Source organism: Streptomyces sp. C10-9-1, from assembly GCF_024497955.1.
Taxonomy (GTDB): Bacteria; Actinomycetota; Actinomycetes; order Streptomycetales; family Streptomycetaceae; genus Streptomyces; species Streptomyces sanyensis.
Genome location: NZ_JANHKP010000025.1, coordinates 1 through 22,434 on the forward strand (window position 1 = coordinate 1; position 22,434 = coordinate 22,434).

Here is a 22,434-nt window from a genome sequence, read left to right on the forward strand (position 1 = left end):
CACGGAACGGGCGAGGCACGGAACGGGCGAGGCACGGAACGGGCGAGGCACGGAACGGGCGAGGGGCGACGCGGTGCGTCGCCCCTCGCCTCCAGTGCACGCGTGTCAGCCGCGTCTGCGGTTCACTGTCCCTGCTGTTCATCGCGGCGGCGCTGCCACCGCTGCTCGATGCGGTCCATCACCGACCTGCGCTGATGGCGCTGGCGCCGGGTGCCATGGCCGCCTGCGGCCTGCTGCTCGCCCGGTTTGGGGGCCTTGCGCCAGCCGGTGACCGCCAGCACCGCGCAGCCGAGCATCACCAGGAAGCCCACCACGCTGATCCAGATCTGCTGCGCGACCATTCCGGCCATGAGGAGCGCGATACCCACCAGGAAGCCGGCGACCGCCTGGTAGACCCGTCGCCGGGTGTACGTACGCAGCCCGCTTCCCTCGAGCGCTGTCGCGAACTTGGGATCTTCGGCGTACAGCGCTCGCTCCATCTGCTCGAGCATGCGCTGCTCGTGCTCCGAGAGCGGCACGGAGTCCTCCTCGTCGTCGGTCGCGGGGGCGACCGGTATGCGGCCCTTTCAGGATAGGCAGGGTTTCGCCCCCGTGAAACCCGCCCACTCGCCTCACGCCAGTCCGGGCCGCCATGCCCGATCGAAGTCCTGAGGCGTAGATTCCCCAACCTCCGATCCGTCATGCCGGACGGTGTCCCCCGATCATACGGGGCGAACGGCGCGGCCGGGGGGTCGGAGCCGTACTCCGTCTGCCGCTGCGCCGCTGATCAGGCCCGCCTCTCCGCGAGGACGTGCAGCTGGGTGGCGACGGAGCGGAAGGCGGCGAGCTCCGCCGCGGCGGCCTCCAGTCTGAGCAGCGCCTCCAGAGCACCCGGTTCGGTGTCCACGAGCACCCCGGGGACCAGGTCGGCGAAGACCCGCACCCCGTGGACGGCCGAGACCTCGGCACCGGTGGCGGAGACGAGTTCGGTGAGCTGCTCCGCGGTGAACCGCCGCGGCACCGGGTCGCCCTCCCCCCAGCGCCCGTCGGGATCGTCGAGGGCCCGGTGGGCCTCGGCGAAGTGGCCCGCGAGGGCGCGGGCCAGGACCGCGCCGCCGAGACCGGCCGCGAGCAGGCTCAGCGCACCGCCGGGGCGCAGAGCGGCCACCGTGTTGCGCAGCCCCTCGGCGGGGTCGTCGACGTACTCCAGCACCCCGTGGCACAGCACCGCGTCGAAGCCCTCGCGGCCGACGACGTCGAAGAGGCCGTGGACGTCGCCCTGGACGCCCCGGACCCGCTCGGCCACTCCGGCCTCGGCCGCGCGGCGCTCCAGGGCGAACAGGGCGTTGGGGCTCGGATCGACCACGGTCACGCGGTGGCCGAGTCGGGCGAGCGGTACCGCGAAGTTGCCGGTGCCGCCGCCGGTGTCGAGGACGTCCAGCGCTTGTGCTCCCGCCGCCTTCGCCCGGCGGTCGATCGCGTCCTGGAGCACGTCCCAGACCACGGCGGTGCGCAGGGACGCACGGGAGGGTCGCGGTGGGGTCTCCCCACCGGAGGCAGGAGAACGGTCCGACACGGCAGGTGGCTCCTCGGGCGGTGTGCTGGCGTTGTGCCGTCCACCCTATTGCCTCCGCCCCGTCGCCTCCGCCGCCCGGTCCCGCGCGGCACCCGGCCGCGGCGACCCTCCGCGGGCGGCGGCGCGGGAACGCGGGGCGGCCCTGCCCGAGCACGGGGCCGCCCCTCCGGCAGATCAGCCGCCGGGGGACGGACCGGTCCGGTCCGTCCGGGATCGCGGGACGGCGGACCGGAGGGAGAGCAGGCGCTCCACGACGCGCAGGAACATCGCCGCGTCGCGCAGCAGGTCGTCCGCGTCGCGGGCGGTGGCCGCGCCGGGGATGCCGGCTTCGGCCCGGGCGCGGCGTTCGGCGCCCGCGGCGAAGAGCATGCTCCACTCGGCGAGCTCCGGCGCCGCCTCGGGCAGGACTTCCCAGGCACTGCGTATGCGCCGCCTGCGCCGGGGGGCCGGCTCCGGGCGCCCCCGGACGGCGAGCACGGCCGCGGCGGAGCGCAGTGCGGACAGGTGGGCGGCGGCGAACCGCTCGTTGGGCGCGGACAGGCCCGCGGCCTCGTCCAGGGCGGTGCGGGCGCGGGCGAGCAGGGCGAGGGCGGCGGGCGGAGCCGAGGAGCGCCGCCGCACGGGGTGGACGTCCTGCGCCGGTCCGGTCGATGAGGGGGCGGGGGCGGCGGCGCGGCGCGGGGAAGCGGCTGCTGTCGAGCGGCTGGCCATGACGAGCCTCCTGTCGTCGGGTGACGGTGCGGTAGCCGTCTGCACCCATGGTGGGGGCACCCACTGACAAGGGCTCCGACCTGGGAACCCGCGGGGCGCGGCGGCCGGGACCCGCGAGGCACCGGCCCGGGCGGCGGGGCGGGAGGAGGCCGGGGCCGCCTTGCACCCGCCGGGGGCCTCGGGCTACTTTTGAACTGACCAGTCAGTTCAAAGAATGGGTGATCGTGGGGAAGCAGGGGGCGGAACCGCCCGGCGGACCGCGGGGAGCGGGCGTCGGCGCCGAGGGCTTCGGGCTGCGCGGCCCGCGCGGATGGGCCTTCCGGTCGGTGTCCTTCAGAGCGGAGCCGGGATCGCTGGTCGCGATCACCGGGCCGTCGGGTTCGGGGCGGACCTGTCTGCTGCTCGCCCTGACGGGGCGGATGCGGACGGCCGAGGGCACCGCCGAGGTGGCCGGACTCGACCTCCCGCGCCGGATGGCGGCCGTACGGCGGATCAGCGCACTGGGCCATGTGCCGGGCGTCAGCGAACTGGAACCGGCGCTCACGGTGGCCGAGCACCTGCGCGAACGCGTCCTGCTCCGGCGCAGGTTCAACGGCTCCCTCAGGGAGCTGCTGCGGCCCCGCGGGGCCCGGGCCGCCACGGCGCGCACCCTGATCGACGCGGCCCTCGCCGCCGCCGGGCTGGACACCGCGGCACTCCCCAAGGGGGAGCGGACCGCCGTGCGGGACCTGGAGAGGCTTCAGGCGCTGCGGCTCTCCGTGGCACTGGCCCTCATCGGCGGGCCCCGGCTGCTCGCGGTCGACGACACGGACCTGAAGCTCTCGGACGGCGACCGCGAGGAGGCCTGGGCGATGCTGCGCTCCGTCGCCGCGTCCGGCACCACCGTGCTCGCCGTGTGCAGCGACGCCCCCGAGGACGCGGTCGTGGTCCGGCCCGGGGGCCCTGCCGGGGCGGCGCAGGCCCCGGGCGGATCGGACGCGGGCACCGGCACCGGCACCGGCAGGGGCGCGGCCGACGCGGACACGGACGCGAGCACCGCCACGGACGCGGCCGACGCGGACACGGACGCGAGCACCGCCACGGACGCGGCCGACGCGGACACCGGTGCGGACGCCCGCGGGGACGGGCCCGGTGCCCGGCCAGGCGCCGGGCGGGGGGCCGGACACCGAAAGGACCGGGCTCCCGGGCGCCCGAAGGCCCCCGGGAGCGGGGAGGGGGCGACGGCGGGCGACACCCCGGACACCACCGTGCGCCAGGGACGACAGGGCCCTGGCGGAAAGCCCGCGAAGAAGGCCGAGGACGACACGGAAGGGGCGGCCGATGCGCTCGCCGAGACTGGCCGCTCTTGAACTGAGGCGCTTCGGCAGGGGCAAACTGCCGATGGCCGCCCTGATCGCCGTTCTGCTGCTCCCGCTGCTGTACGGGGCGCTGTACCTGTGCTCGTTCTGGGACCCCTACAGCCGGCTGGACCGCATCCCCGCCGCCCTGGTCAACGCCGACGAGGGGGCCACGGCGGACGGCCGCCGCATCGCCGCGGGCGACGAGATCGCCGGGAAGCTGCTCGACAGCGAGGTCTTCGACTGGCACGAGGTCAGCGACGCGCAGGCCCGCGAGGGGGTCGAGGACGGCACGTACTACCTGTCGCTCACCATGCCGGAGGACTTCAGCCGGCGCATCGCCTCCAGCTCGGGCGACACGCCCGAGACCAGCGCGCTGCGGGTGCGCACCAACGACGCCAACAACTACATCGTCGGGCAGATCTCGCGGAGCGTGTTCTCCGAGGTCCGCAACGCCGCGTCGACCGACGCCTCGCGCACCTTCCTGGACCGGATCTTCATCTCCTTCTCCGACATCCACGACGCCACCGAGAAGGCCGCGGAGGGCGCCGAGGAGCTCAAGGACGGCGTGGGCCGGGCCAAGAAGGGCTCCAAGGACCTCGCGGACGGGTTGACGGACGCGAAGTCCGGCAGCACCAGGCTGTCGGGCGGCATCAGCAAGCTGCACACGGGGGCGGGCGAGCTGAGGACGGGCTCGCGCCAGGTCGCCGAGGGCACCCAGCAGCTCGCCGACAAGGTCAACGGCGTGGCCGAGGAGGTCCGCCCCTATCTCAAGAACGACGGCAGGAACATCCGCAACACGGCCCGCCTGGTGGCCGACTCCTCCCGCGCGGTGCGCCACAACCTCGATCTGCTGGTGAAGGCCGCGCCCGGGACCTCCGCGCTCGCCCACGCATCGGCCGAGGAACTCGCCGGGATCCACCGGACCCGCTGCGAGGAGGCGGACGCGGACGACCCGGCCTGCCCGGCGCTGGAGCGGGCCAAGGTCACCGCCGCCGACGTGGCGGCCGTCGCCGACGATGTCGAGACGCTGGTGAAGGACGCCGACGGCGACCTGAAAACCATGCGGGACCAGCTGAAGAAGCTGGAGAAGCAGGCCGACGAGCTCGCCGCACGGGGCCCGCGGCTGGAGGAGGACCTCGAGTTCGCGGTCGGCAAGATCAACGAGCTCAACTCCGGCGCCCACAAGGTCTCCAAGGGCGCGGCCTCGCTCTACACCGGGCTGACCGAGGCCAAGACCGGCTCGGCCGAGCTGGACAGCGGCGTGGGGCGCCTGAAGAAGGGTGCGGGCGACCTGGACGGGGGGCTGTACCGGCTCTCCGGGGGATCCGAGGAGCTCGCGGCCGGGCTCGGCGAGGGCGTGGAGAAGATCCCCGACTACGACGAGCGGGACCGCGACCGGCGGACCTCGGTGATGTCCGACCCGGTGCAGCTCGCGGCGCGATCGCTGCACGAGGCGCCGAACTACGGAACCGGCTTCGCCCCGTACTTCATCCCGCTCTCGCTGTGGGTGGGCGCCATGGTCGCCTACATGATCATCCAGCCGATGAACCGGCGCGCGCTGGCCGCGGGAGGCTCCGCCTGGCGAATCGCCCTGGCCGGCTGGCTGCCGGTCGCGTCGATCGGTCTGCTGCAGGTCGGGGCGCTGATGTCGGTGCTGCACTTCGGCCTCGGCCTGCAGACCGCCAGAGCCGCCGGGACGGTCGCCTTCCTTGCCCTGGTGACCTGCTGTTTCGCCGCCATCATCCAGTGGCTCAACGCCCGCTTCGGCGCGGCGGGCCGGATCCTGGTGCTCGCGGTGCTGATGCTGCAGCTCACCTCGGCGGGCGGCACCTACCCGGTGCAGACCTCCCCCGGGTTCTTCAACGCCGTCCACCCGTTCCTGCCGATGAGCTACGTGGTGGACGCCCTGCGGCGGCTCATCACCGGCGGCGGCCTCGGCCCCGTGTGGGAGGCCGTTGCCGTGCTGGCGGCGTTCACCGCCGGGGCGCTGGCCCTCACCGCGCTCTCCGCCCGGCGCCGGCAGGTGTGGACACTGGACCGGCTGCACCCGGAGCTGAGCCTGTGACCACCGCGCGACCTGTGAGAATCACCGGTATGGACAGCACGAGCACGAGACGGCGCGCGACCCGTGCGAAGCTCTACGAGGCCGCGGTGACCCTCATCGCGGAGCAGGGCTTCTCCGCCACCACGGTGGACGAGATCGCGGAGCGCGCCGGGGTGGCCAAGGGCACGGTCTACTACAACTTCAAGAGCAAGACCGAGCTCTTCGAGGAGCTGCTGCGCCACGGTGTGGGGCTGCTGACGGCCTCGCTCCGGGAGGCGGCCGACGCGACCGCGGCACGCGGCGGGACGCGGGTCGAGGCCCTGGACGCGATGATCCGCGCCGGACTGGTGTTCATCGACCGCTACCAGGCGTTCACCCAGCTCTACGTGGCCGAGCTGTGGCGGACCAACCGGGCCTGGCAGGACACCCTGCTGGTGGTGCGCCAGGACGCGGTGGCCGTGGTGGAGGGGGTGCTGCGCCACGGGGTCGAGGAGGGCGAGCTGAGCCCTGAGATCGACATCCCGCTGACGGCCGCCGCGCTGGTCGGCATGGTGCTGGTCGCCGCGCTGGACTGGAAGGCCTTCCAGCCGGAGCGCTCGCTGGACGAGGTGCACGGCGCGCTGTCGCTGCTGCTGCACGGGCGGGTGAGCGGGCGCCGGGACTGAAACCCGGCGCGCCCGCGGAAGGCCGGGCACGGCGCGCGGCCCGGACCGGCTGAGGCCGGTCCGGGCCGCGTCGGGCATCCCCCCGGACACCCCGGCGCGAAGAGCCCCGTCCCCCGAGCGTCCCCCGCGGTCCTGGCCCCTCGGCCCTGCTCCCCGTCGCGGGTGGGGCACCGCGCCGTTCCGGCACCCCGTGTCGCCGGTGCGGCGCCGCTCCCCCTCCGCGGCCCCCACTCTCCCGTCCCGGACGTCCCGCTCCCATCCGCGCCCCTACTCAACCCGCCGCCTAGGTACGGATACTCAGGGGGATCCGCGGGCGGCCCCACGCGGCGCGGGCGGGCTGGCTACCATCGCCTCCGTGTCGGTACTCCCCCTGGTCTTCACGAGCGGCTGGGCGAGCGGGATCAACGCCTATGCGGTGGTCCTCCTGCTCGGCCTCTTCGGCGCCGCCGGCGTCAGCGACGACGTGCCCGCGGCGCTCCAGCGCCCCGACGTGCTGATCGCCGCCGGTGTGCTGTTCGCCTGCGAGGCGGTCGCCGACAAGATCCCCTACGTCGACTCCGTGTGGGACTCGGTGCACACCGTCGTCCGGCCGGTCGCCGGGGCGGTGGTCGCGGCACTGCTCGCGGGCGAGAGCGGTTCGCTGCCCGAGCTCGCCGCCGGCGCCGTCGGCGGGGCGACGGCGCTGGCCAGCCACCTGGTCAAGGCGGGGACGCGGATGGCCGTCAACACCTCGCCGGAGCCGTTCAGCAACATCCTGGTGAGCATCGCCGAGGACCTCGGGGTCGCCGGGATCGTCACCTTCGCCCTCTTCCACCCGGTGGCCGCGGCGTCGGTCGCCGCGGCGCTGCTCCTGGCCGGCATCGCGACCACGCTCTTCCTGGCGTCCAGGATCCGCCGCTTCCTGCTGCGTCGGGCCCGCCGCCGGGAGGGCCGGGCGGCCCCGGCCGGTGTCGCCGCGGGGCCACCGGAATGAGCGTTCCGCCAGGTCGATAGGGTCGGCCCATGGCACGGATTGCGGTGATCGGCGCCGGGATGGGCGCGATGGCGGCTGCGGCCCGGCTGGCCACGGCGGGCCACCGGGTGACGGTGTACGAGCGCGGGGGGACGTACGGCGGCTCGGTGGGCCGCCGCACCCGGGACGGCTTCGCCTTCGACACCGGGCCGGGCCTGCTGCACCTCCCCGCCGTCTGGCGGGACGTCTTCGTGAAGACCGGCAAGGAGCCCCTGGAGCGGTCCGTGACGCTCACGCAGGTGGACCCCGCGAGCAGGCACCTGTTCGCCGACGGCACCTCCGTCCTGCTGCCGAACGCCTCCCGGGCCGGGGTCGTCTCCGCTCTCGACGCGGCGCTGGGCGCCGGGGCCGGGGAGCGCTGGGGCGAGTTCCTGGGGCGGGCCAGGCAGACCTGGGAGCGCGTGCGCCGTCCGCTGCTGGAGGAGCCGCTGCCCGCCGACCCGGCGGCGCTCGCCTCGCAGGACCCCTACCCGGCCGTCCGGCGGGGCCTGCTGCGCCGCCGCGCGGCCACCCTGGCCGAGGTCGGCGGCCGGGAGCTGCGCGACCCGCGCCTGGCCGCGCTGCTCGACGCGTACGCCGCCTCCTACGGACTCGACCCGCACACCGCGCCCGCGGCCGCCGCCGTCCTGCCCTACATGGAGCAGACCTTCGGCTCCTGGTACGTGGCGGGCGGGATGCGCGCCCTCGCCGAGGCCCTGTACGAGCGGTGTCTGGCCCGCCGGGTGGAGTTCGCCTTCGGCACGGGGGTGGTGGCGACCGACGTGGCGGGCGGACGCGCCTGCGGGCTGGTGCTCGCCGACGGCACCGCCGTGCCCGCCGACGCGGTGGTCTCCGGGGCGCCGCTGCCCGCGCTGTCCCGGGACGGCGCGCTGCCCGGCCGGGAGGCCGGTGGATGGCCCCGGTGCCAGTCGCAGGTGCGGACGGGCCGTGTGACGGTGCTGCTCGCCCTGCGCGGGGAGCGGTCCCCCAACGCCGTGCACCGCACGGTGGTCCACGGGGCGGACGGCCCGGGCGAGTGGCGGGCCCTGGCGGCGGGGCGGCTGCCGGAGCGCCCGACGGTGACCGTCCTGCGCCCGGACGACCCGCTGGTGCGCCCCGACGGGGCGCACGAGGCGCTCACCCTGACCGCCACGGTGCCCGCGGAACCGGCCTCGGGGGCCTGGACGGCGGACACGGGCGGCGAGTTCGCGGACCGGATGGTCGAGGCCGCCCGGGCCGCGGTGCCGGACCTGCCGGACCGGGTGCTGTTCCGCGAGGTGCGCACCCCGGAGGACACCCGTGCCGACACGGGCTCCGCCGTGGTTCCGCCCCCGGCGCTGCCCGGGGTGTCCGGGACCCTGCTGCCCGCGGCCAACGCCGGGCCCGTGGAGGGCCTCTACGCGGTGGGCGGCTGGGCCCACCCCGGCGGAGGGCTGGCGCACGCGGGCATGTCCGGGGCGCTGGTGGCCGGACTGGTCGTGGAGGGCGCGGGGTTCCGCGGCTCCCGCTGAGACCGGAGGCGTCGGACGCCGGGCGGGGCGGCCGCGGCTCAGTAGCGGTAGCGCTGCTCGTCGTGGGCCGGGTCGTAGCCGTAGGGGTCCGGCTGCCCGTCCTGGGACGCGGCCTCCCGGCCGGTCTCCCGCTGCTGGGGGACCCACACGCCACCGGGCGGGGTGTCGGTGTACGGCTGCGGGTAGGGCTGGTACTCCTCGGGGGCGTAGGGGTCCGCGTAGCCCTGCGTGCCGTAGTCCTGGGCCCCGTAGCCCTCCGCCGCGGGCGCGTGGCCGTCCGCGGGGGTGTAGCCCGCGTACTGGGCGGTGTCGTAGGCGTCCGCGTAGGCGGCGTACTGGTGCTGCCTGTCGCCGTACCCGTAGTCGGAGGAACCGTACTCGGAGGAACCGTACTCGGACGCGCCGTAGCCGGTGGACTCGTGCCCGGCCGCACCGTCCTCGTGACCGGTACCGGGCTCGGCGTAGGCGTCGTAGGCGCCGTAGACCCGTCCCGCCCCGTCGGAGTCCGCGTCCCCCGCCCGGTCCTCGCCCCAGGCCCCGCTTCCGCGGGCGCCGTACCGGTCGGTGTCCTCCGGCTGCTGCCCGTAGGTCCCGGCGTCGCCGTCCGCGCCGCTGCCGGCGGGGTCGTAGCCGCCGTAGGCCCCGTAGCCGTCGGCCTCCCCGCCGAAGGGGGCCTCCGCGCCGTGGGCCTCGTCCGTGGCCCCGTGGCTGTCGTCGGAGAGTTCCGAGACCTCCAGCGTGGGGTCCTTGCGGGCCCCGCCGGCGGAGCGCCGGCGGCGGCTGGCACCGGGCTTCCCGCCGAGCGCCCAGCCGGTGGAGAAGCCACGGCGGAAGGAGAGCGTCACATAGGTCTGGCCCACCGCGAAGGCGACCCCTCCGACGGCGATGACCGCCCGCGACGACAGCAGCACACCGCCGACCACCGCCAGGAAGCCGGCGAAGGCCAGCAGCCGCCAGCGCAGCCGCGCCTTGTACTGGAGCAGCACCTCACCCAGCAACCACAGCGCGACGATGCCGAACGCGATGTAGAGGACCGTCCAGCCCATGCCCGCCCCTCTCCAGCGGCCGCCGCCCCGCGGCGGGGCGGATACGGCCTGTCACGACTGCCGGTGCAGTCCGAGATTCTCGTGGATCTCGAGTGTGGCGGTGGAGTTGTTGAGCGTGATGAAGTGCAGACCCGGAACATCCTCGGCAAGCAGCCTCGCGCAGAACTCCGTCGCGAACTCGATGCCAATGGAGCGTACAGCGGCCGGATCGTCCTTGACCGAGAGGATCCTGTCTTTCAGTTCCCGGGGGATCTCGGCGTTGCTGAGTTCCGGGAAGCGCTCCAGCTGCCGCACGCTGGTGAGGGGCATGATCTCGGGGATGATCGGGGTCTCGCAACCGGCCGCCTCGGCCCGGTCGCGCAGGCGCAGATAGCTGTCCGGGTGGAAGAACATCTGCGTGATGGCGTAGTCGGCCCCCGCGTGGCACTTGTCCACGAAGTGCCGGATGTCCGTGTCCCAGTCCGAGGAGCGGGGGTGCATCTCGGGGAAGGCGGCGACGCCCACGCAGAAGTCCCCGGCCTCCTTGATGAGGCCGACGAGCTCCGCGGCGTAGGTCACGCCCTGGGGGTGCCGGACCCATGCGGCCATCGGGTCGCCGGGCGGGTCGCCGCGCAGGGCGAGGATGTTGCGGATGCCGGCGTCCGCATACTGGCCGATCATGTTCCGCAGTTCGGCCACCGAGTGGCCGACGGCGGTGAGGTGGGCGACCGGGGTGAGGGTGGAGTCGGAGGCGATCTTCTGGGTGGCCTTCACCGTCCCGGAGCGGGTGGAGCCGCCGGCACCGTAGGTGACGGAGACGAAGTCGGGGCCCACCGCCTCCACTCTGCGCAGGGCGTTCCACAGGTTGCGCTCCCCCTTGTCGCTCTTCGGGGAGTAGAACTCGAAGGAGTACGTCGTCTCACCGGCTGCGAGCATGTCGCGCACGGTGCGCGCGCGGTCCGTCCTGGTGGAAGCAGTGCCGAGGGCCATACCCGCAGGTTAGCCAGGGTTGGCGGGTCCCCCAACCGGATCAGGGGTTTCCGTCCCGAAATGCCCGACTGCCGTCCACATGGCGGACTCCCGTGAGACGGCGGCCGGCCCCGCAGGGCACGGCCGCCCGCCCCGGGACGCGCCCCTCAGACCGCGCGCTCCCGGATCCGCCGGGCCAGCTCCGCGCTCGCCGCCCCCGGGTCCTCCGCCTCGGTGACGGCACGGACGACGACCACGCGGCGGGCGCCCGCGTCCAGCACCGCGTCCAGGTTGCCCGCGTCGATCCCGCCGATCGCGAACCAGGGGCGCGGGGTGGGGAGCGAGGCCGCGTAGCGCACCAGGCCGAGGCCGGGCGCGTGACGGCCGGGCTTGGTCGGAGTGGGCCAGCAGGGGCCGGTGCAGAAGTAGTCCACCCCCGGCTCGGCCGCCGCGGCGTCCACCTCGGCCTCCGCGTGCGTGGAGCGGCCGATCAGCACCCCGGAGCCGAGCACCGCGCGGGCCGCGGGCACCGGCAGGTCGCCCTGTCCGAGGTGGAGCACGTCGGAGGCGGCGGCGTGGGCCACGTCGGCGCGGTCGTTCACCGCGAGCAGGGCCCCGTGGCGTCGGCAGGCGTCGGCGAGGACCTTCAGGTGCTCCAGCTCCTCCCCGGCCTCCATCCCCTTGTCGCGCAGCTGCACGATGTCGACGCCCGCGGAGAGCACGGCGTCCAGGAACTCGGGCAGGTCGCCCTGGCGCCTCCTGGCGTCGGTGCAGAGGTAGAGCCGGGCGTCGGCGAGCCGGTCGCGGAGCGTGGACATGGGTGGTTCCCCCCGGGTGGACGTGCGGGTGCGAAGCGCGCGGTGCCGACCGGACGGCGGGCGTCGGGACGGCACCGCGCCTCGGCGGTGTCGGGTGCGGCGGCAGCGGCCGCCGCGGGGTCGGACGCGGCTGTCAGACGGCGAGCGCCTGCGCCCGGCGCTTCACCTCCGTGCCGCGGTTCTCGCCCAGGGCCTGGGCCGGGGTGCCCGGCAGGGTCGGGTCAGGGGTGAACAGCCACTCCAGCATCTCCTCGTCGGTGAAGCCGTCGTCCCGCAGCAGGGTCAGGGTCCCGGACAGTCCCTTGACGACCCGGTCGCCGTCGATGAAGGCGGCCGGCACCTGGAGGGTCCGGTTCTCGCCCCGGCGGACGGCGATCAGCTGGCCCTCCTTGACCAGCTGCCGCACCCGGGTCACCTCGACATCGAGCATTTCCGCGATGTCCGGCAGGTGGAGCCAGGCGGGTACGAGGGCGTCGGTCTTAGCGTCAATCTCGGTCACGGGGACAAGCCTGCCATCCGCGGCGGACAGCCGGTAGCCGACGCCTGCGCGAGGGCTCGGGGATCCGCCGTCCGGCCGCGCCCACGGGGACGCTTCAGAGGGTGGCGGACTTCAGCGGGACGGCGGGATCCGCGGCGCGGACCGGGTCCGGCCGGGCGCCCGCGGCGATCAGCCTGCGCCCCTGGGCCACGTCGCGCGGCCGGTCCACGGCCAGCACGGCGACGAGCACGCCCTCCCGCAGCCACAGCGCGGTCCACGCGGTGTCCGCCCACGGGTCGCCGCGCCACAGCAGGGTGTCGGCCGCCGGGTGGTGGCCGGCGTACTGCACGAAGCGGCCGAACTGCTCGGACCAGAAGTACGGCACGGGGTCGTAGGGCTCAGCCCCTCCCCCGGTGATCGCCGCGGCCACGGTGCGCGGGCCCTGGAGGGCGTTGTCCCAGTGGTGGACCAGCAGCCGCCTGCCGTACCGGGCGGACGGGTAGGAGGCGCAGTCCCCCACCGCGTAGACGTCGGGCGCGGAGGCGCGCAGCCCCGCGTCGGCCAGGACAGCGCCGTCGGGGCCGAGGGCGATGCCGCTGCCGGCCAGGGCATCGGTGGCCGGCCGGGCCCCGATCCCCACGACCACCGCGTCCGCGGCGATCCGGCGTCCGGCCCCGCTCCCGGCGAGCGTGACGGCTCCCGGTTCCACCGCGGCGACCCGCTCGCCGGTGAGCAGCCGGACCCCCGCCTCGGCGTACCAGCGGGCCATGGGCGCGGCGGCCTCGGCCGGCAGCGAGCCGGCCAGCGGACGGTCGGCCGCCTCCACCACGGTGACGGCGCAGCCCGCCGCCCGGGCCGCCGTGGCGAACTCCGCCCCGATCCAGCCGGCGCCGACGACCACGATCTCGTGCCGCCGTGCGAGGACGGGCCGCAGCCGCTCGGCGTCGTCCAGGGTGCGCAGCAGGTGCACCCCGGGCACGCCCTCCGTACCGGGCAGGGCCAGGGGGACGGCGCCGGTGGCGAGGACGAGGGCCTCGTAGGCCACCGGACCGGCCTCGGTGTCCACCTCGTGGTCCTCGGGGCGCACCCCGGTGACCTCGCAGCCGAGGCGCAGCTCGATGCCGAGGGCGTCGAAGTCGATGTCGAAGGCCGAGCCCTCCGCGGTACCCAGCAGGACCGCCTTGGACAGCGGCGGCCGGTCGTAGGGCTGGTGCGGTTCGGCTCCGATCAGGGTGACGGCCCCGGCGAAGCCGGCCTCGCGCAGGGCGACCGCGGTCTGCACCCCCGCCATGCCCGCGCCCGCGACGACGACCCGCCGCGCGTCCCGTACCCCGGTACCTCCGCCGTGCGTCTGCTCGCTCACCCGGCCACCCTAAGGGCAGCCCCCGGCCCGGACGCCACCGCCGACGGGACGTCAGGGCGCCGGCTGCCCGACGGCGCCGGTGCCGCGGCCCTCGGGCGACTCCCACGGCCGCGTCCCCTCCAGGCGCGGGCGGCCGTCCGGGAGTTCGGACCCGCGCGAGCCGAGGCGGCGCTGCCGTCCGCTCCGGCCGGACGCGGCGGGCGTCGAGCGCGCCGCCCGGCCGGGTACCCGCGCACCACGTGCCCGCTCCCGCTCCCGGCCCGGACGCGCCCCTACCGCCCGCGGCGGGCGGACCGGGTGCGCGCGAGGACCCGCCCGCCGGGCGGACCGGCCGCCGGTGCCCTCCCCGCCCTCCCGGGGCCCGGCGGCTGCCTTACCGCGCCCGAGGCCCTGGGTTTAGGGTGGCCTCCGTAAGGCACACGCGGGAGCCCGGACGCACCGGGCTGAGAGGGAGGCTGGCCGGCCTCCGACCGTACGAACCTGATCCGGGTCATGCCGGCGAAGGGAGGGGCTGGACGCCCATGTCTCGTACACCGACCACGCCCGACGTCCTCGTCATCGGGGGCGGCGTCATCGGACTGGTCACCGCCTGGCGGGCGGCGCAGCGCGGGATGCGCGTCACCCTCGCCGACCCCGAACCGGGCGGCGGGGCCGCCCGGGTGGCGGCCGGGATGCTGGCCGCGGTGACCGAACTCCACTACGGGGAGCAGGCGCTGCTCGCGCTGAACCTCGACTCCGCCCGCCGCTACCCGGCGTTCACGGCGGAACTCGAGGAGGCGAGCGGCATGCCCACGGGCTACCGCCGCTGCGGCACGCTCGCCGTGGCCCTCGACGCGGACGACCGCGCGCACCTCAGGGAGCTGCACGACCTCCAGGTGCGCTCGGGCCTGGACTCCGCCTGGCTGAGCGGCCGCGAGTGCCGGAGGCTGGAGCCGATGCTGGCGCCAGGAGTCCGCGGCGGGCTGCGCGTCGACGGCGACCACCAGGTCGACCCGCGGCTGCTCGCCTCGGCGCTGCTGACGGCCTGCCGACGCGGCGGGGTGGAGTTCCGCCGCGAGTGGGCGCGCGAGCTCACCGTCTCGGGCGACCGGGCGGCGGGGGCGCTCCTCGCCGACGGCACCCGCGTCTCCGCGGACCAGGTCGTGCTGGCGGGCGGCAGTCTCAGCGGGCGGCTCGCGGGCGTACCGCGGGACGTGCTGCCGCCGGTCCGGCCCGTCAAGGGGCAGGTGCTGCGGCTGACCGTGCCGCCGGCCTTCGGGCCCTTCCTCTCCCGGACCGTGCGCGCGGTGGTCCGGGGCAGCCAGGTCTACCTGGTGCCGCGGGAGTCCGGCGAACTGGTCGTCGGGGCGACCAGCGAGGAACTGGGCTGGGACACCACGGTCACCGCGGGCGGCGTCTACGAACTGCTGCGCGACGCCCACGAGCTGGTGCCGGGCATCACCGAGCTCCCCCTGGTGGAGACCCGGGCCGGGCTGCGTCCGGGCTCCCCCGACAACGCCCCGCTGCTCGGGCGCACCGCGCTGCCCGGGCTGCTGCTGGCCACCGGGCACTACCGCAACGGCGTGCTGCTCACCCCGGTGACCGGCGAGGTGCTGGCCGAGGTGCTCGCGGGCGGCGAACCGCCCGCGACCGCGCGCCCGTTCAGCCCCCGCCGCTTCTCACGACAGGAAGTCCCCGCATGAACGTCTCCGTCAACGGCACCCGCCGCGACCTGGACCCCGGCACCACCCTGGACGCGGTGGTCGGCTCGCTGAGCACGGCTCCGACCGGGGTGGCCGCCGCGGTGAACGAGACGGTCGTGCCGCGCGGGCAGTGGACCGCGACCCTGCTGTCCGACGGCGACCGCGTCGAGGTCCTCACCGCCGTGCAGGGAGGGTGAGCGCCGTGGCCGACGACCGTCTCGTCATCGGGGGCACGTCCTTCGGCTCCCGCCTGATCATGGGCACCGGCGGTGCGCCGAGCCTGGAGGTGCTGGAGCACTCGCTGGCCGCCAGCGGCACCGAGCTGACCACCGTCGCGATGCGGCGGCTGGACCCGACCGTGCAGGGCTCCGTCCTCTCCGTGCTGGCGCGGCTCGGCATCCGGGTGCTGCCGAACACCGCCGGGTGCTACACGGCGGGCGAGGCGGTGCTCACGGCCCGGCTGGCCCGCGAGGCGCTCGGCACGGACTGGATCAAACTGGAGGTCGTCGCGGACGAGCGCACCCTGCTGCCGGACGGCGGGGAGCTGCTGGACGCCGCCGAGACGCTGGTCGACGACGGGTTCACGGTCCTGCCGTACACCAACGACGACCCCGTCCTGGCGCGGCGGCTCCAGGAGGCGGGCTGCGCGGCGGTCATGCCGCTCGGCTCACCGATCGGCTCCGGGCTGGGCATCCGCAACCCGCACAACTTCCGGCTGATCGTGGAGCAGGCGAGGGTGCCGGTGATCCTGGACGCGGGGGCCGGTACGGCCTCGGACGCGGCGCTGGCGATGGAGCTGGGCTGCGACGCGGTGATGCTGGCCTCGGCGGTCACGCGGGCGCAGGAGCCGGTGCTGATGGCCGAGGCCATGCGGCACGCGGTGGAGGCGGGGCGGCTGGCACGGCGGGCGGGGCGCATCCCGCGCCGCCACTTCGCCGAGGCGTCCTCCCCCGTCGAGGGCCGGGCGGACCTGGCGCACGACCCGGAGCGCCCGGCCTTCTGAGACCGCGCCCGGCGGGCCCGGAACCGGGCGCCGCCGGGCGCGGGGCGGCGCGGCGTGCGTCACAACCGCGCTGCAAGCCCGTACCGGAGCGCCGGGGGCCCGGTGCGCGGCTCGTAGACTCTCCCCGTGGACACGACCCTCCAGGACCCCCTCGTCGGGCAGCTGCTCGACGGCCGCTACCGCATCGAGGCGCGCATCGCCGTCGGCGGCATGGCCACGGTCTACCGGGCCGTCGACACCCGGCTCGACCGGGTGCTCGCGCTCAAGGTGATGCACCCGGAGCTGGCGGCCGACGCGACCTTCGTCGAGCGGTTCATCCGCGAGGCCAAGTCCGTCGCGCGCCTGGCGCACCCCAATGTGGTCGGTGCGTTCGACCAGGGCGCGGAGGGCGCGTACGTCTACCTGGCCATGGAGTACGTCGAGGGCTGCACCCTGCGGGACGTGCTGCGCGAGCGGGGGGCGCTGTCGCCGCGGGCCGCGCTGGACATCCTGGAGCCGGTGCTCGCCGCGCTCGGCGCCGCGCACCGGGCGGGCTTCGTGCACCGCGACATGAAGCCGGAGAACGTCCTGATAGGGGACGACGGCCGGGTCAAGGTCGCCGACTTCGGCCTGGTGCGCGCGGTGGACACCGTGACCAACACCTCGGGGGCGCTGCTGGGCACCGTCTCCTACCTGGCCCCCGAGCAGATCGAGTACGGCACCGCCGATCCCCGGGCCGACGTCTACGCCTGCGGTGTGGTGCTCTACGAGATGCTCACCGGCGGCAAGCCGCACGGCGGCGAGACCCCGGCCCAGGTGCTGTACCGGCACCTGAACGAGGACGTCCCGCCGCCCTCGGCCGCCGTCGCGGGCCTCGCCCCGGCCCTGGACGACCTGGTGGCGGGCGCCACCGCCCGCACCCCCGAGGTGCGCCCGCAGGACGCGGTGGCGCTGCTCGCCGCGGTGCGCTCGGCCCGCGGCTCCCTGGACGAGGCGCAGCTGGACGCGGTGCCGCCCGGGGCGGCCGCACCCGGCGCGGGGGACGGGGACGCGGAGCGCACCGACGTCCTGCCGCGCACCGTCGCCCGCCGGGCGGCGCCGGAGGCCGAGGTGCACCGCACGGCCCGGCTGGCCGCGCCGGTGCCCGGGCCCTCCGGGGCCGGGCCGGGCGGTCGCGGGGGCCTGCGGGACCGGTTGCCGCGACGCCCGGTGCTCACCCTGGTGGCCGTGGTCCTCGCGGTCCTGGGCCTCGGCGCCGGCGTGTGGTACATCAACTCGGGCCAGTTCACGCGGGTGCCGGCGCTGATCGGCACCACGGAGGCGCAGGCCCGTGAGCGGCTGGACGCCGCGGGTCTGGACGTCCGGCAGGTGCGCCGCGAGTTCAGCGAGTCCGTGCCGCGGGGCTCGGTGCTCCGCAGCGACCCGGGCACCAACGAGCGGGTCCGCGGCAACGGTTCCGTGACGCTGGTCGTCTCGCGCGGTCCGCGGATCGTGAAGGTCCCCGACCTGGCGGGCCGGCCGCTGGAGCAGGCGCAGGAGGCGCTGCGGAAGGCGGGGCTCGCCCCGGGCGTGGTGACGCGGGAGTTCGACGAGACCGTGCAGCAGGGATCGGTGATCCGCACGGACCCGGAGGCGGGCAGCAGCCGCAGCCCGGACAGCGCGGTGTCGCTGGTCGTGAGCCGGGGCGCGCCCGTCGACGTCCCGGACGTCACCGGCGGGTCGGCGGCCGCCGCGCGGCAGGCGCTGGAGGGCGCCGGGCTGAACGTGGAACTCGCTCCCGAGCGGGTGAACTCGCCGCATCCCGCAGGGAGCGTCGCCCGCCAGTCCGCCGCCGAGGGGACCCGGCTCGCCGCCGGCGACACGGTGACGCTGACCCTGTCGAAGGGGCCCCGGATGGTGCCGGTGCCGGATGTGGTCGGCGCCCCCGTGGAGGAGGCGAAGGCCCGGCTGGAGGCGGCCGGGTTCGCGGTGGAGGTCCGCAAGACCTTCCCCTTCCTCGGCGACGAGGTCGCGAGCCAGTCCGTCGCGGGCGGCGAGGAGGCACCCGAGGGCAGCACGGTCACCCTCCGGATCGAGGGGCTGTAGGGGCGTGAGGCGCAACCCTGTCGGCAGCCATGTCCCCGTGGCCGGCGGACTGGCCACGACCGGCCTGGCCTACGCCCGTGAGCTGGGCGCGGAGGCCGTGCAGGTCTTCGTGGCCAACCCCCGCGGCTGGGCCACGCCCGCGGGCAGCCCGGCGCAGGACGAGAAGTTCCGGGCCGCATGCGCGGCCGAGGGCCTGTCGGCCTGGGTGCACGCCCCCTACCTGATCAACTTCGGCTCGCACACCGAGGCGACGGTGGAGCACTCGGTGCACTCGCTGCGGCACTCCCTGCGGCGGGCCGGGGAGATCGGGGCGCTCGGCGTGGTGGTGCACACCGGTTCGGCGACCGGCGGCCGCGGGCGTGCGACCGCGCTGGCGCAGGTGCGCGAGCGGATGCTGCCGCTGCTGGACGAGTCGGCCGGGCAGGAGGACCCCTGGCTGCTGCTGGAGTCCACGGCCGGCCAGGGGTCCTCGCTCTGCTCCCGGATGGAGGACCTGGCCGCGTACGTGGAGGCGCTGGACGCCCATCCCCGGCTGGGCTTCTGCCTGGACACCTGCCATGTCCACGCGGCGGGCCACGACCTGGCCTCTCCCGGGGGCGCCGGGCGGCTGCTGGACGAGCTGGTGGCGGCGGTGGGGCCGGGGCGGCTGCGGCTGGTCCACGCCAACGACTCCCGGGCGGGGGCCGGGGAGCGCCGCGACCGCCATGCCAACATCGGGGACGGGACGATCGGGGCGGAGGCCTTCCGGGAACTGCTCGCCCACCCCGCCACCGAGGGCGTCCCCTTCGTCATCGAGACACCGGGCGGGACGGCCGGCCACCGGGCGGACGTGGAGCTGCTGAAGCGCCTGCGCTGAACGGCGCACACGGCCGGGGTACGGGTGCCGGCGCGGGCGGCGGGTCCCGCACGCGCGACCGGGGGTGCGGGCCGCCCCCCGGAGGTCAGAGTTCGGGGCCGTCCCCGGGCTCCTCCTGGTAGGAGTAGCGCTGCTCCCTCCAGGGGTCACCGAGGTTGTGGTAGCCGCGCTCCTCCCAGAAGCCGCGCCGGTCGGCGGTCATGTACTCGATGCCCCGGACCCATTTGGGGCCCTTCCAGGCATAGAGCTGCGGCACGACCAGGCGCAGCGGGAAACCGTGCTCGGCAGTGAGCAGTTCGCCGTCCTTGTGGGTGGCCAGCAGGGACCGGCGCCCGGTGAAGTCGTCGAGGCGCAGGTTGGCGCTGTAGCCGTACTCGGCCCAGACCATCACATGGGTGGCCGAGGGCGCGGGCGGGGCGAGGTCCACCACCGTCCGGGCGGCCACTCCTCCCCATTCGGCCCCCAGCATGCTGAACTTCGTCACGCAGTGCAGGTCGCCGACGACCGTGGTGAACGGCAGCGCCGAGAACTCCTCGTGGTTCCAGCAGTGCTTGTCGCCGTCGGCGGTGGCCCCGAAGACCCTGAACTCCCAGCGGTCGGGCTTGAACCGGGGCACCGGCCCGTAGTGGGTGACCGGCCAGCCGCGCTGGATGCGCTGTCCCGGCGGGAGCTCGGACTCCTGTGCTGCACGCTGTTCCCGGCTCTCCGGCTGACCCATGCCTTCCATGGTGACAGACCGGGAGGGGTGGTCATGACCAGGTCTGGCCCGATTCGGGCAACTCCCACTAAGGGGGAACTTACTGGACGGTCTCTGACCTTGGTGCGAGGATGCGCGGGACCGTCCAGCCACACACGCGGAAGGAGCCTCTGCGATGCAGGGCGACCCCGAGGTCATCGAGTTCCTCAACGAGCAGCTGACCGCCGAATTGACCGCGATCAACCAGTACTTCCTGCATGCCAAGATGCAGGAGAACTTCGGCTGGACGAAGCTCGCCAAGTACACCCGGGCGGAGTCCTTCGACGAGATGAAGCACGCGGAGACCCTGACCGACCGGATCCTCTTCCTCGACGGACTGCCGAACTACCAGCGGCTGTTCCACGTGCGGGTGGGCCAGACGGTCACGGAGATGTTCCAGGCCGACCGGCAGGTGGAGGTCGAGGCGATCGACCGCCTCAAGCGGGGCATCGAGGTCATGCGCGCGAAGGGCGACATCACCTCGGCGAACATCTTCGAGTCGATCCTCGCGGACGAGGAGCACCACATCGACTACCTCGACACCCAGCTGGAGCTGATCGAGAAGCTCGGCGAGCCGCTCTACATCGCGCAGCTGATCGAGCAGCCGGAGAGCTGAGCCCGGCCGCGGCCCGGCGGACGGCCCGGAACCGCGTCGACGGGGGAACCCGCCCGGGTCAGGCGGCCTCGTCGAGGGCGCGCCCCAGGGCGGCGGCCGGGTGCGGCACGGCCACGGGCCGCGCCGGGGCGGCGGCCGGCAGCGCGGACTCCCCGCCCTGCTCCAGCAGCTCCCGGCGGGGGCAGGCGCCCCGGCCGAGGAGTCCCTGTATGCGGCGCACACAGGATCCGCAGTCGGTGCCGGCCTTGGAGACGGAGGCGATCTGCCGGGGCGTGCAGGCGCCCGCGGCGGCATGCTCCTTGACCTGCTTCTCGGTGATGCCGAAGCACGAGCAGACGTACACGCCGTTCACCTCCCCTTGAGGAATCGGGCGGGAGGCGCCGGTGGAGCCGTCCCGGGTCGCCCCGCCCGATGCGCCGGGGCCCGCTTCCCGGGCCCTCCGTGTCGGTGAGGCTAACCTAACCTTACCCGGCGCGCGAGGCGTGCGACAGCCCCGGACACGGCAGTGGGGCGCGGATCACACGGATCCGCGCCCCACCGGTGCCGCTCCGACCGCTACTGGTCGCGGTACATCTCGGCGACCAGGAAGGCCAGGTCGAGGGACTGGCTGCGGTTGAGCCGCGGGTCGCAGGCCGTCTCGTAGCGCTGGTGGAGGTCGTCGACGAAGATCTCGTCGCCGCCGCCCACGCACTCCGTGACATCGTCGCCGGTCAGCTCGACATGGATGCCGCCCGGGTGGGTGCCGAGGGCCTTGTGGACCTCGAAGAAGCCCTTCACCTCGTCGAGCACGTCGTCGAAGCGCCGCGTCTTGTGCCCGGAGGCCGCCTCGAAGGTGTTGCCGTGCATCGGGTCGGTCACCCACGCCACGGTGGCACCGGAGGCCGTCACCTTCTCGACCAGCTCGGGGAGCCGGTCGCGGACCTTGTCCGCGCCCATGCGCACGATGAACGTCAGCCGGCCCGGCTCGCGCTCCGGGTCCAGCCGCTCGACGTACTGGAGCGCCTCGTCGACGGTGGTCGTCGGCCCCAGCTTGATCCCGACGGGGTTGCGGATCCGGGAGGCGAACTCGATGTGCGCCCCGTCCAGCTGCCGCGTCCGCTCGCCGATCCAGACCATGTGGCCCGACACGTCGTACAGGTGCCCGGTACGCGAGTCCACCCGCGTGAGCGCCGACTCGTAGTCCAGCAGCAGCGCCTCGTGGGAGGCGAAGAACTCCACCGTCCGGAACTCCGCCGGGTCGGTGCCGCACGCCTTCATGAAGTTGAGGGCGTTGTCGATCTCCCGCGCCAGCTGCTCGTAGCGCTGCCCCGAGGGGGAGGACTTCACGAAGTCCTGGTTCCAGGCGTGCACCTGCCGCAGATCGGCGTAGCCACCGGTGGTGAAGGCGCGCACCAGGTTCAGCGTGGAGGCCGAGGCGTGGTACATCCGCTTCAGGCGCTCCGGGTCCGGGATCCGCGCCTTCTCGGTGAAGTCGAAGCCGTTCACCGAGTCGCCCCGGTAGGTCGGCAGCGTCACCCCGTCGCGGGTCTCGGTGGGCTTGGAGCGCGGCTTGGAGTACTGGCCCGCGATCCGGCCGACCTTGACCACCGGCACGGAGGCCGCGTACGTCAGCACGGCACCCATCTGGAGCAGCGTCTTCAGCTTGTTCCGGATGTGGTCGGCGGAGACGGCGTCGAAGGCCTCCGCGCAGTCGCCGCCCTGGAGGAGGAACGCCTCGCCCCTGGCGACAGCGCCCATCCGGGCACGCAGCTGATCGCACTCGCCCGCGAAGACGAGCGGCGGATACGACTCGAGGTCCGCGACGACATCGCGCAGAGCCTCGGCATCCGGGTACTCGGGCTGCTGCGCCGCGGGAAGGTCTCGCCAGGTGTTGCCACCGTCTGCGGTGGTCTTAGCGTTCACGGTCACCCTGTCAACACTACGGGGTCCCGCAGCCTGTCCAGCCCCGCTCTCACAAGGTGAGACGGCGGGGCTGGCGGCCCGCCGCCCGGCCGGTCGCCGGACGGG

Annotated in this window: 22 protein-coding genes and 1 riboswitch; of the genes, 11 read left to right on the top strand and 11 right to left on the bottom strand. The window is 75.0% G+C overall.

Annotated features, from left to right (window positions below):
- Positions 1 to 122 precede the first annotated feature (122 nt).
- The 3 genes from NPS70_RS27420 to NPS70_RS27430 form a co-directional block, all read right to left on the bottom strand.
- Positions 123 to 518, bottom strand: a complete 396-nt coding sequence (locus NPS70_RS27420) for a DUF3040 domain-containing protein (RefSeq protein ID WP_256527147.1) — start codon at positions 516 to 518, stop codon at positions 123 to 125.
- Positions 519 to 766: 248 nt separating this feature from the next.
- Positions 767 to 1,555, bottom strand: a complete 789-nt coding sequence (locus NPS70_RS27425; protein WP_256527148.1) for a methyltransferase — start codon at positions 1,553 to 1,555, stop codon at positions 767 to 769.
- Positions 1,556 to 1,729: 174 nt separating this feature from the next.
- Complete coding sequence (locus NPS70_RS27430; RefSeq protein WP_256527149.1) at positions 1,730 to 2,266, bottom strand: SAV_6107 family HEPN domain-containing protein; 537 nt, start codon at positions 2,264 to 2,266, stop codon at positions 1,730 to 1,732.
- A 224-nt stretch (positions 2,267 to 2,490) separates the two neighbouring features.
- Here NPS70_RS27430 and NPS70_RS27435 point away from each other — a divergent pair, with 224 nt between their 5' ends.
- From NPS70_RS27435 to NPS70_RS27455, 5 genes are all read left to right on the top strand, one after another.
- Positions 2,491 to 3,615, top strand: a complete 1,125-nt coding sequence (locus NPS70_RS27435; protein WP_308315056.1) for an ATP-binding cassette domain-containing protein — start codon at positions 2,491 to 2,493, stop codon at positions 3,613 to 3,615.
- Positions 3,587 to 5,671, top strand: a complete 2,085-nt coding sequence (locus NPS70_RS27440; protein WP_256527150.1) for a YhgE/Pip domain-containing protein — start codon at positions 3,587 to 3,589, stop codon at positions 5,669 to 5,671. The genes NPS70_RS27435 and NPS70_RS27440 overlap by 29 nt, the downstream gene beginning before the upstream one ends.
- 29 nt (positions 5,672 to 5,700) lie before the next feature.
- Complete coding sequence (locus NPS70_RS27445; protein ID WP_256527151.1) at positions 5,701 to 6,315, top strand: TetR/AcrR family transcriptional regulator; 615 nt, start codon at positions 5,701 to 5,703, stop codon at positions 6,313 to 6,315.
- A 355-nt stretch (positions 6,316 to 6,670) separates the two neighbouring features.
- Complete coding sequence (locus NPS70_RS27450; RefSeq protein WP_256527152.1) at positions 6,671 to 7,288, top strand: DUF4126 domain-containing protein; 618 nt, start codon at positions 6,671 to 6,673, stop codon at positions 7,286 to 7,288.
- A 29-nt stretch (positions 7,289 to 7,317) separates the two neighbouring features.
- Complete coding sequence (locus NPS70_RS27455) at positions 7,318 to 8,817, top strand: NAD(P)/FAD-dependent oxidoreductase (RefSeq protein WP_256527153.1); 1,500 nt, start codon at positions 7,318 to 7,320, stop codon at positions 8,815 to 8,817.
- Between the two features lie 38 nt (positions 8,818 to 8,855).
- On the opposite strand, the gene NPS70_RS27460 is transcribed toward NPS70_RS27455, so the two are convergent.
- From NPS70_RS27460 to NPS70_RS27480, 5 genes are all read right to left on the bottom strand, one after another.
- Entirely contained in the window at positions 8,856 to 9,863 is a 1,008-nt protein-coding gene (locus NPS70_RS27460) for a hypothetical protein (protein WP_256527154.1), read from the bottom strand.
- Positions 9,864 to 9,914: 51 nt separating this feature from the next.
- Positions 9,915 to 10,832 carry a methylenetetrahydrofolate reductase [NAD(P)H] gene (gene metF / locus NPS70_RS27465; RefSeq protein ID WP_256527155.1) on the bottom strand — a complete coding sequence of 306 codons (918 nt, stop codon included), beginning with the start codon at positions 10,830 to 10,832 and terminating at the stop codon, positions 9,915 to 9,917.
- Between the two features lie 146 nt (positions 10,833 to 10,978).
- The gene (thiE, locus tag NPS70_RS27470) at positions 10,979 to 11,629 is read right to left on the bottom strand and encodes a thiamine phosphate synthase (RefSeq protein WP_256527156.1); all 651 of its coding nucleotides are present in this window, start codon (positions 11,627 to 11,629) and stop codon (positions 10,979 to 10,981) included.
- A gap of 133 nt (positions 11,630 to 11,762) precedes the next feature.
- Positions 11,763 to 12,128 (bottom strand): Rv2175c family DNA-binding protein, encoded by a 366-nt coding sequence (locus NPS70_RS27475; RefSeq protein WP_256527157.1) that lies wholly within the window; start codon positions 12,126 to 12,128, stop codon positions 11,763 to 11,765.
- Between the two features lie 94 nt (positions 12,129 to 12,222).
- Entirely contained in the window at positions 12,223 to 13,470 is a 1,248-nt protein-coding gene (locus NPS70_RS27480; RefSeq protein WP_374212065.1) for an NAD(P)/FAD-dependent oxidoreductase, read from the bottom strand.
- A gap of 411 nt (positions 13,471 to 13,881) precedes the next feature.
- Positions 13,882 to 13,994, top strand: a riboswitch (TPP riboswitch).
- Here NPS70_RS27480 and thiO point away from each other — a divergent pair.
- The 5 genes from thiO (at position 13,992) to NPS70_RS27505 (ending at position 19,075) form a co-directional block, all read left to right on the top strand.
- The gene (thiO, locus tag NPS70_RS27485; RefSeq protein WP_256527158.1) at positions 13,992 to 15,152 is read left to right on the top strand and encodes a glycine oxidase ThiO; all 1,161 of its coding nucleotides are present in this window, start codon (positions 13,992 to 13,994) and stop codon (positions 15,150 to 15,152) included. Its footprint overlaps the riboswitch before it by 3 nt.
- A complete protein-coding gene (thiS, locus tag NPS70_RS27490; RefSeq protein ID WP_256527159.1) occupies positions 15,149 to 15,349 on the top strand; it encodes a sulfur carrier protein ThiS in 201 nt (66 codons plus the stop codon). The genes thiO and thiS overlap by 4 nt, the downstream gene beginning before the upstream one ends.
- Before the next feature lie 5 nt (positions 15,350 to 15,354).
- Entirely contained in the window at positions 15,355 to 16,155 is an 801-nt protein-coding gene (locus NPS70_RS27495) for a thiazole synthase (protein ID WP_256527160.1), read from the top strand.
- 126 nt (positions 16,156 to 16,281) lie between these two features.
- Positions 16,282 to 18,219, top strand: a complete 1,938-nt coding sequence (gene pknB, locus NPS70_RS27500) for a Stk1 family PASTA domain-containing Ser/Thr kinase (protein WP_256527161.1) — start codon at positions 16,282 to 16,284, stop codon at positions 18,217 to 18,219.
- A 4-nt stretch (positions 18,220 to 18,223) separates the two neighbouring features.
- Positions 18,224 to 19,075 carry a deoxyribonuclease IV gene (locus NPS70_RS27505; RefSeq protein ID WP_256527162.1) on the top strand — a complete coding sequence of 284 codons (852 nt, stop codon included), beginning with the start codon at positions 18,224 to 18,226 and terminating at the stop codon, positions 19,073 to 19,075.
- Between the two features lie 85 nt (positions 19,076 to 19,160).
- Here NPS70_RS27505 and NPS70_RS27510 read toward each other — a convergent pair whose 3' ends face one another.
- Positions 19,161 to 19,793 carry a sulfite oxidase-like oxidoreductase gene (locus NPS70_RS27510; protein WP_256527163.1) on the bottom strand — a complete coding sequence of 211 codons (633 nt, stop codon included), beginning with the start codon at positions 19,791 to 19,793 and terminating at the stop codon, positions 19,161 to 19,163.
- 154 nt (positions 19,794 to 19,947) lie between these two features.
- On the opposite strand from NPS70_RS27510, the gene bfr reads away from it, so the two are divergent.
- On the top strand, positions 19,948 to 20,427 hold the full coding sequence (bfr, locus tag NPS70_RS27515) for a bacterioferritin (protein ID WP_256527164.1): 480 nt from the start codon (positions 19,948 to 19,950) through the stop codon (positions 20,425 to 20,427).
- Positions 20,428 to 20,485: 58 nt separating this feature from the next.
- On the opposite strand, the gene NPS70_RS27520 is transcribed toward bfr, so the two are convergent.
- Both NPS70_RS27520 and NPS70_RS27525 read right to left on the bottom strand, forming a co-directional pair.
- Positions 20,486 to 20,770 (bottom strand): (2Fe-2S)-binding protein, encoded by a 285-nt coding sequence (locus tag NPS70_RS27520; RefSeq protein WP_256527165.1) that lies wholly within the window; start codon positions 20,768 to 20,770, stop codon positions 20,486 to 20,488.
- A 212-nt stretch (positions 20,771 to 20,982) separates the two neighbouring features.
- The gene (locus NPS70_RS27525) at positions 20,983 to 22,335 is read right to left on the bottom strand and encodes a class II 3-deoxy-7-phosphoheptulonate synthase (protein ID WP_256527166.1); all 1,353 of its coding nucleotides are present in this window, start codon (positions 22,333 to 22,335) and stop codon (positions 20,983 to 20,985) included.
- Positions 22,336 to 22,434 lie beyond the last annotated feature (99 nt).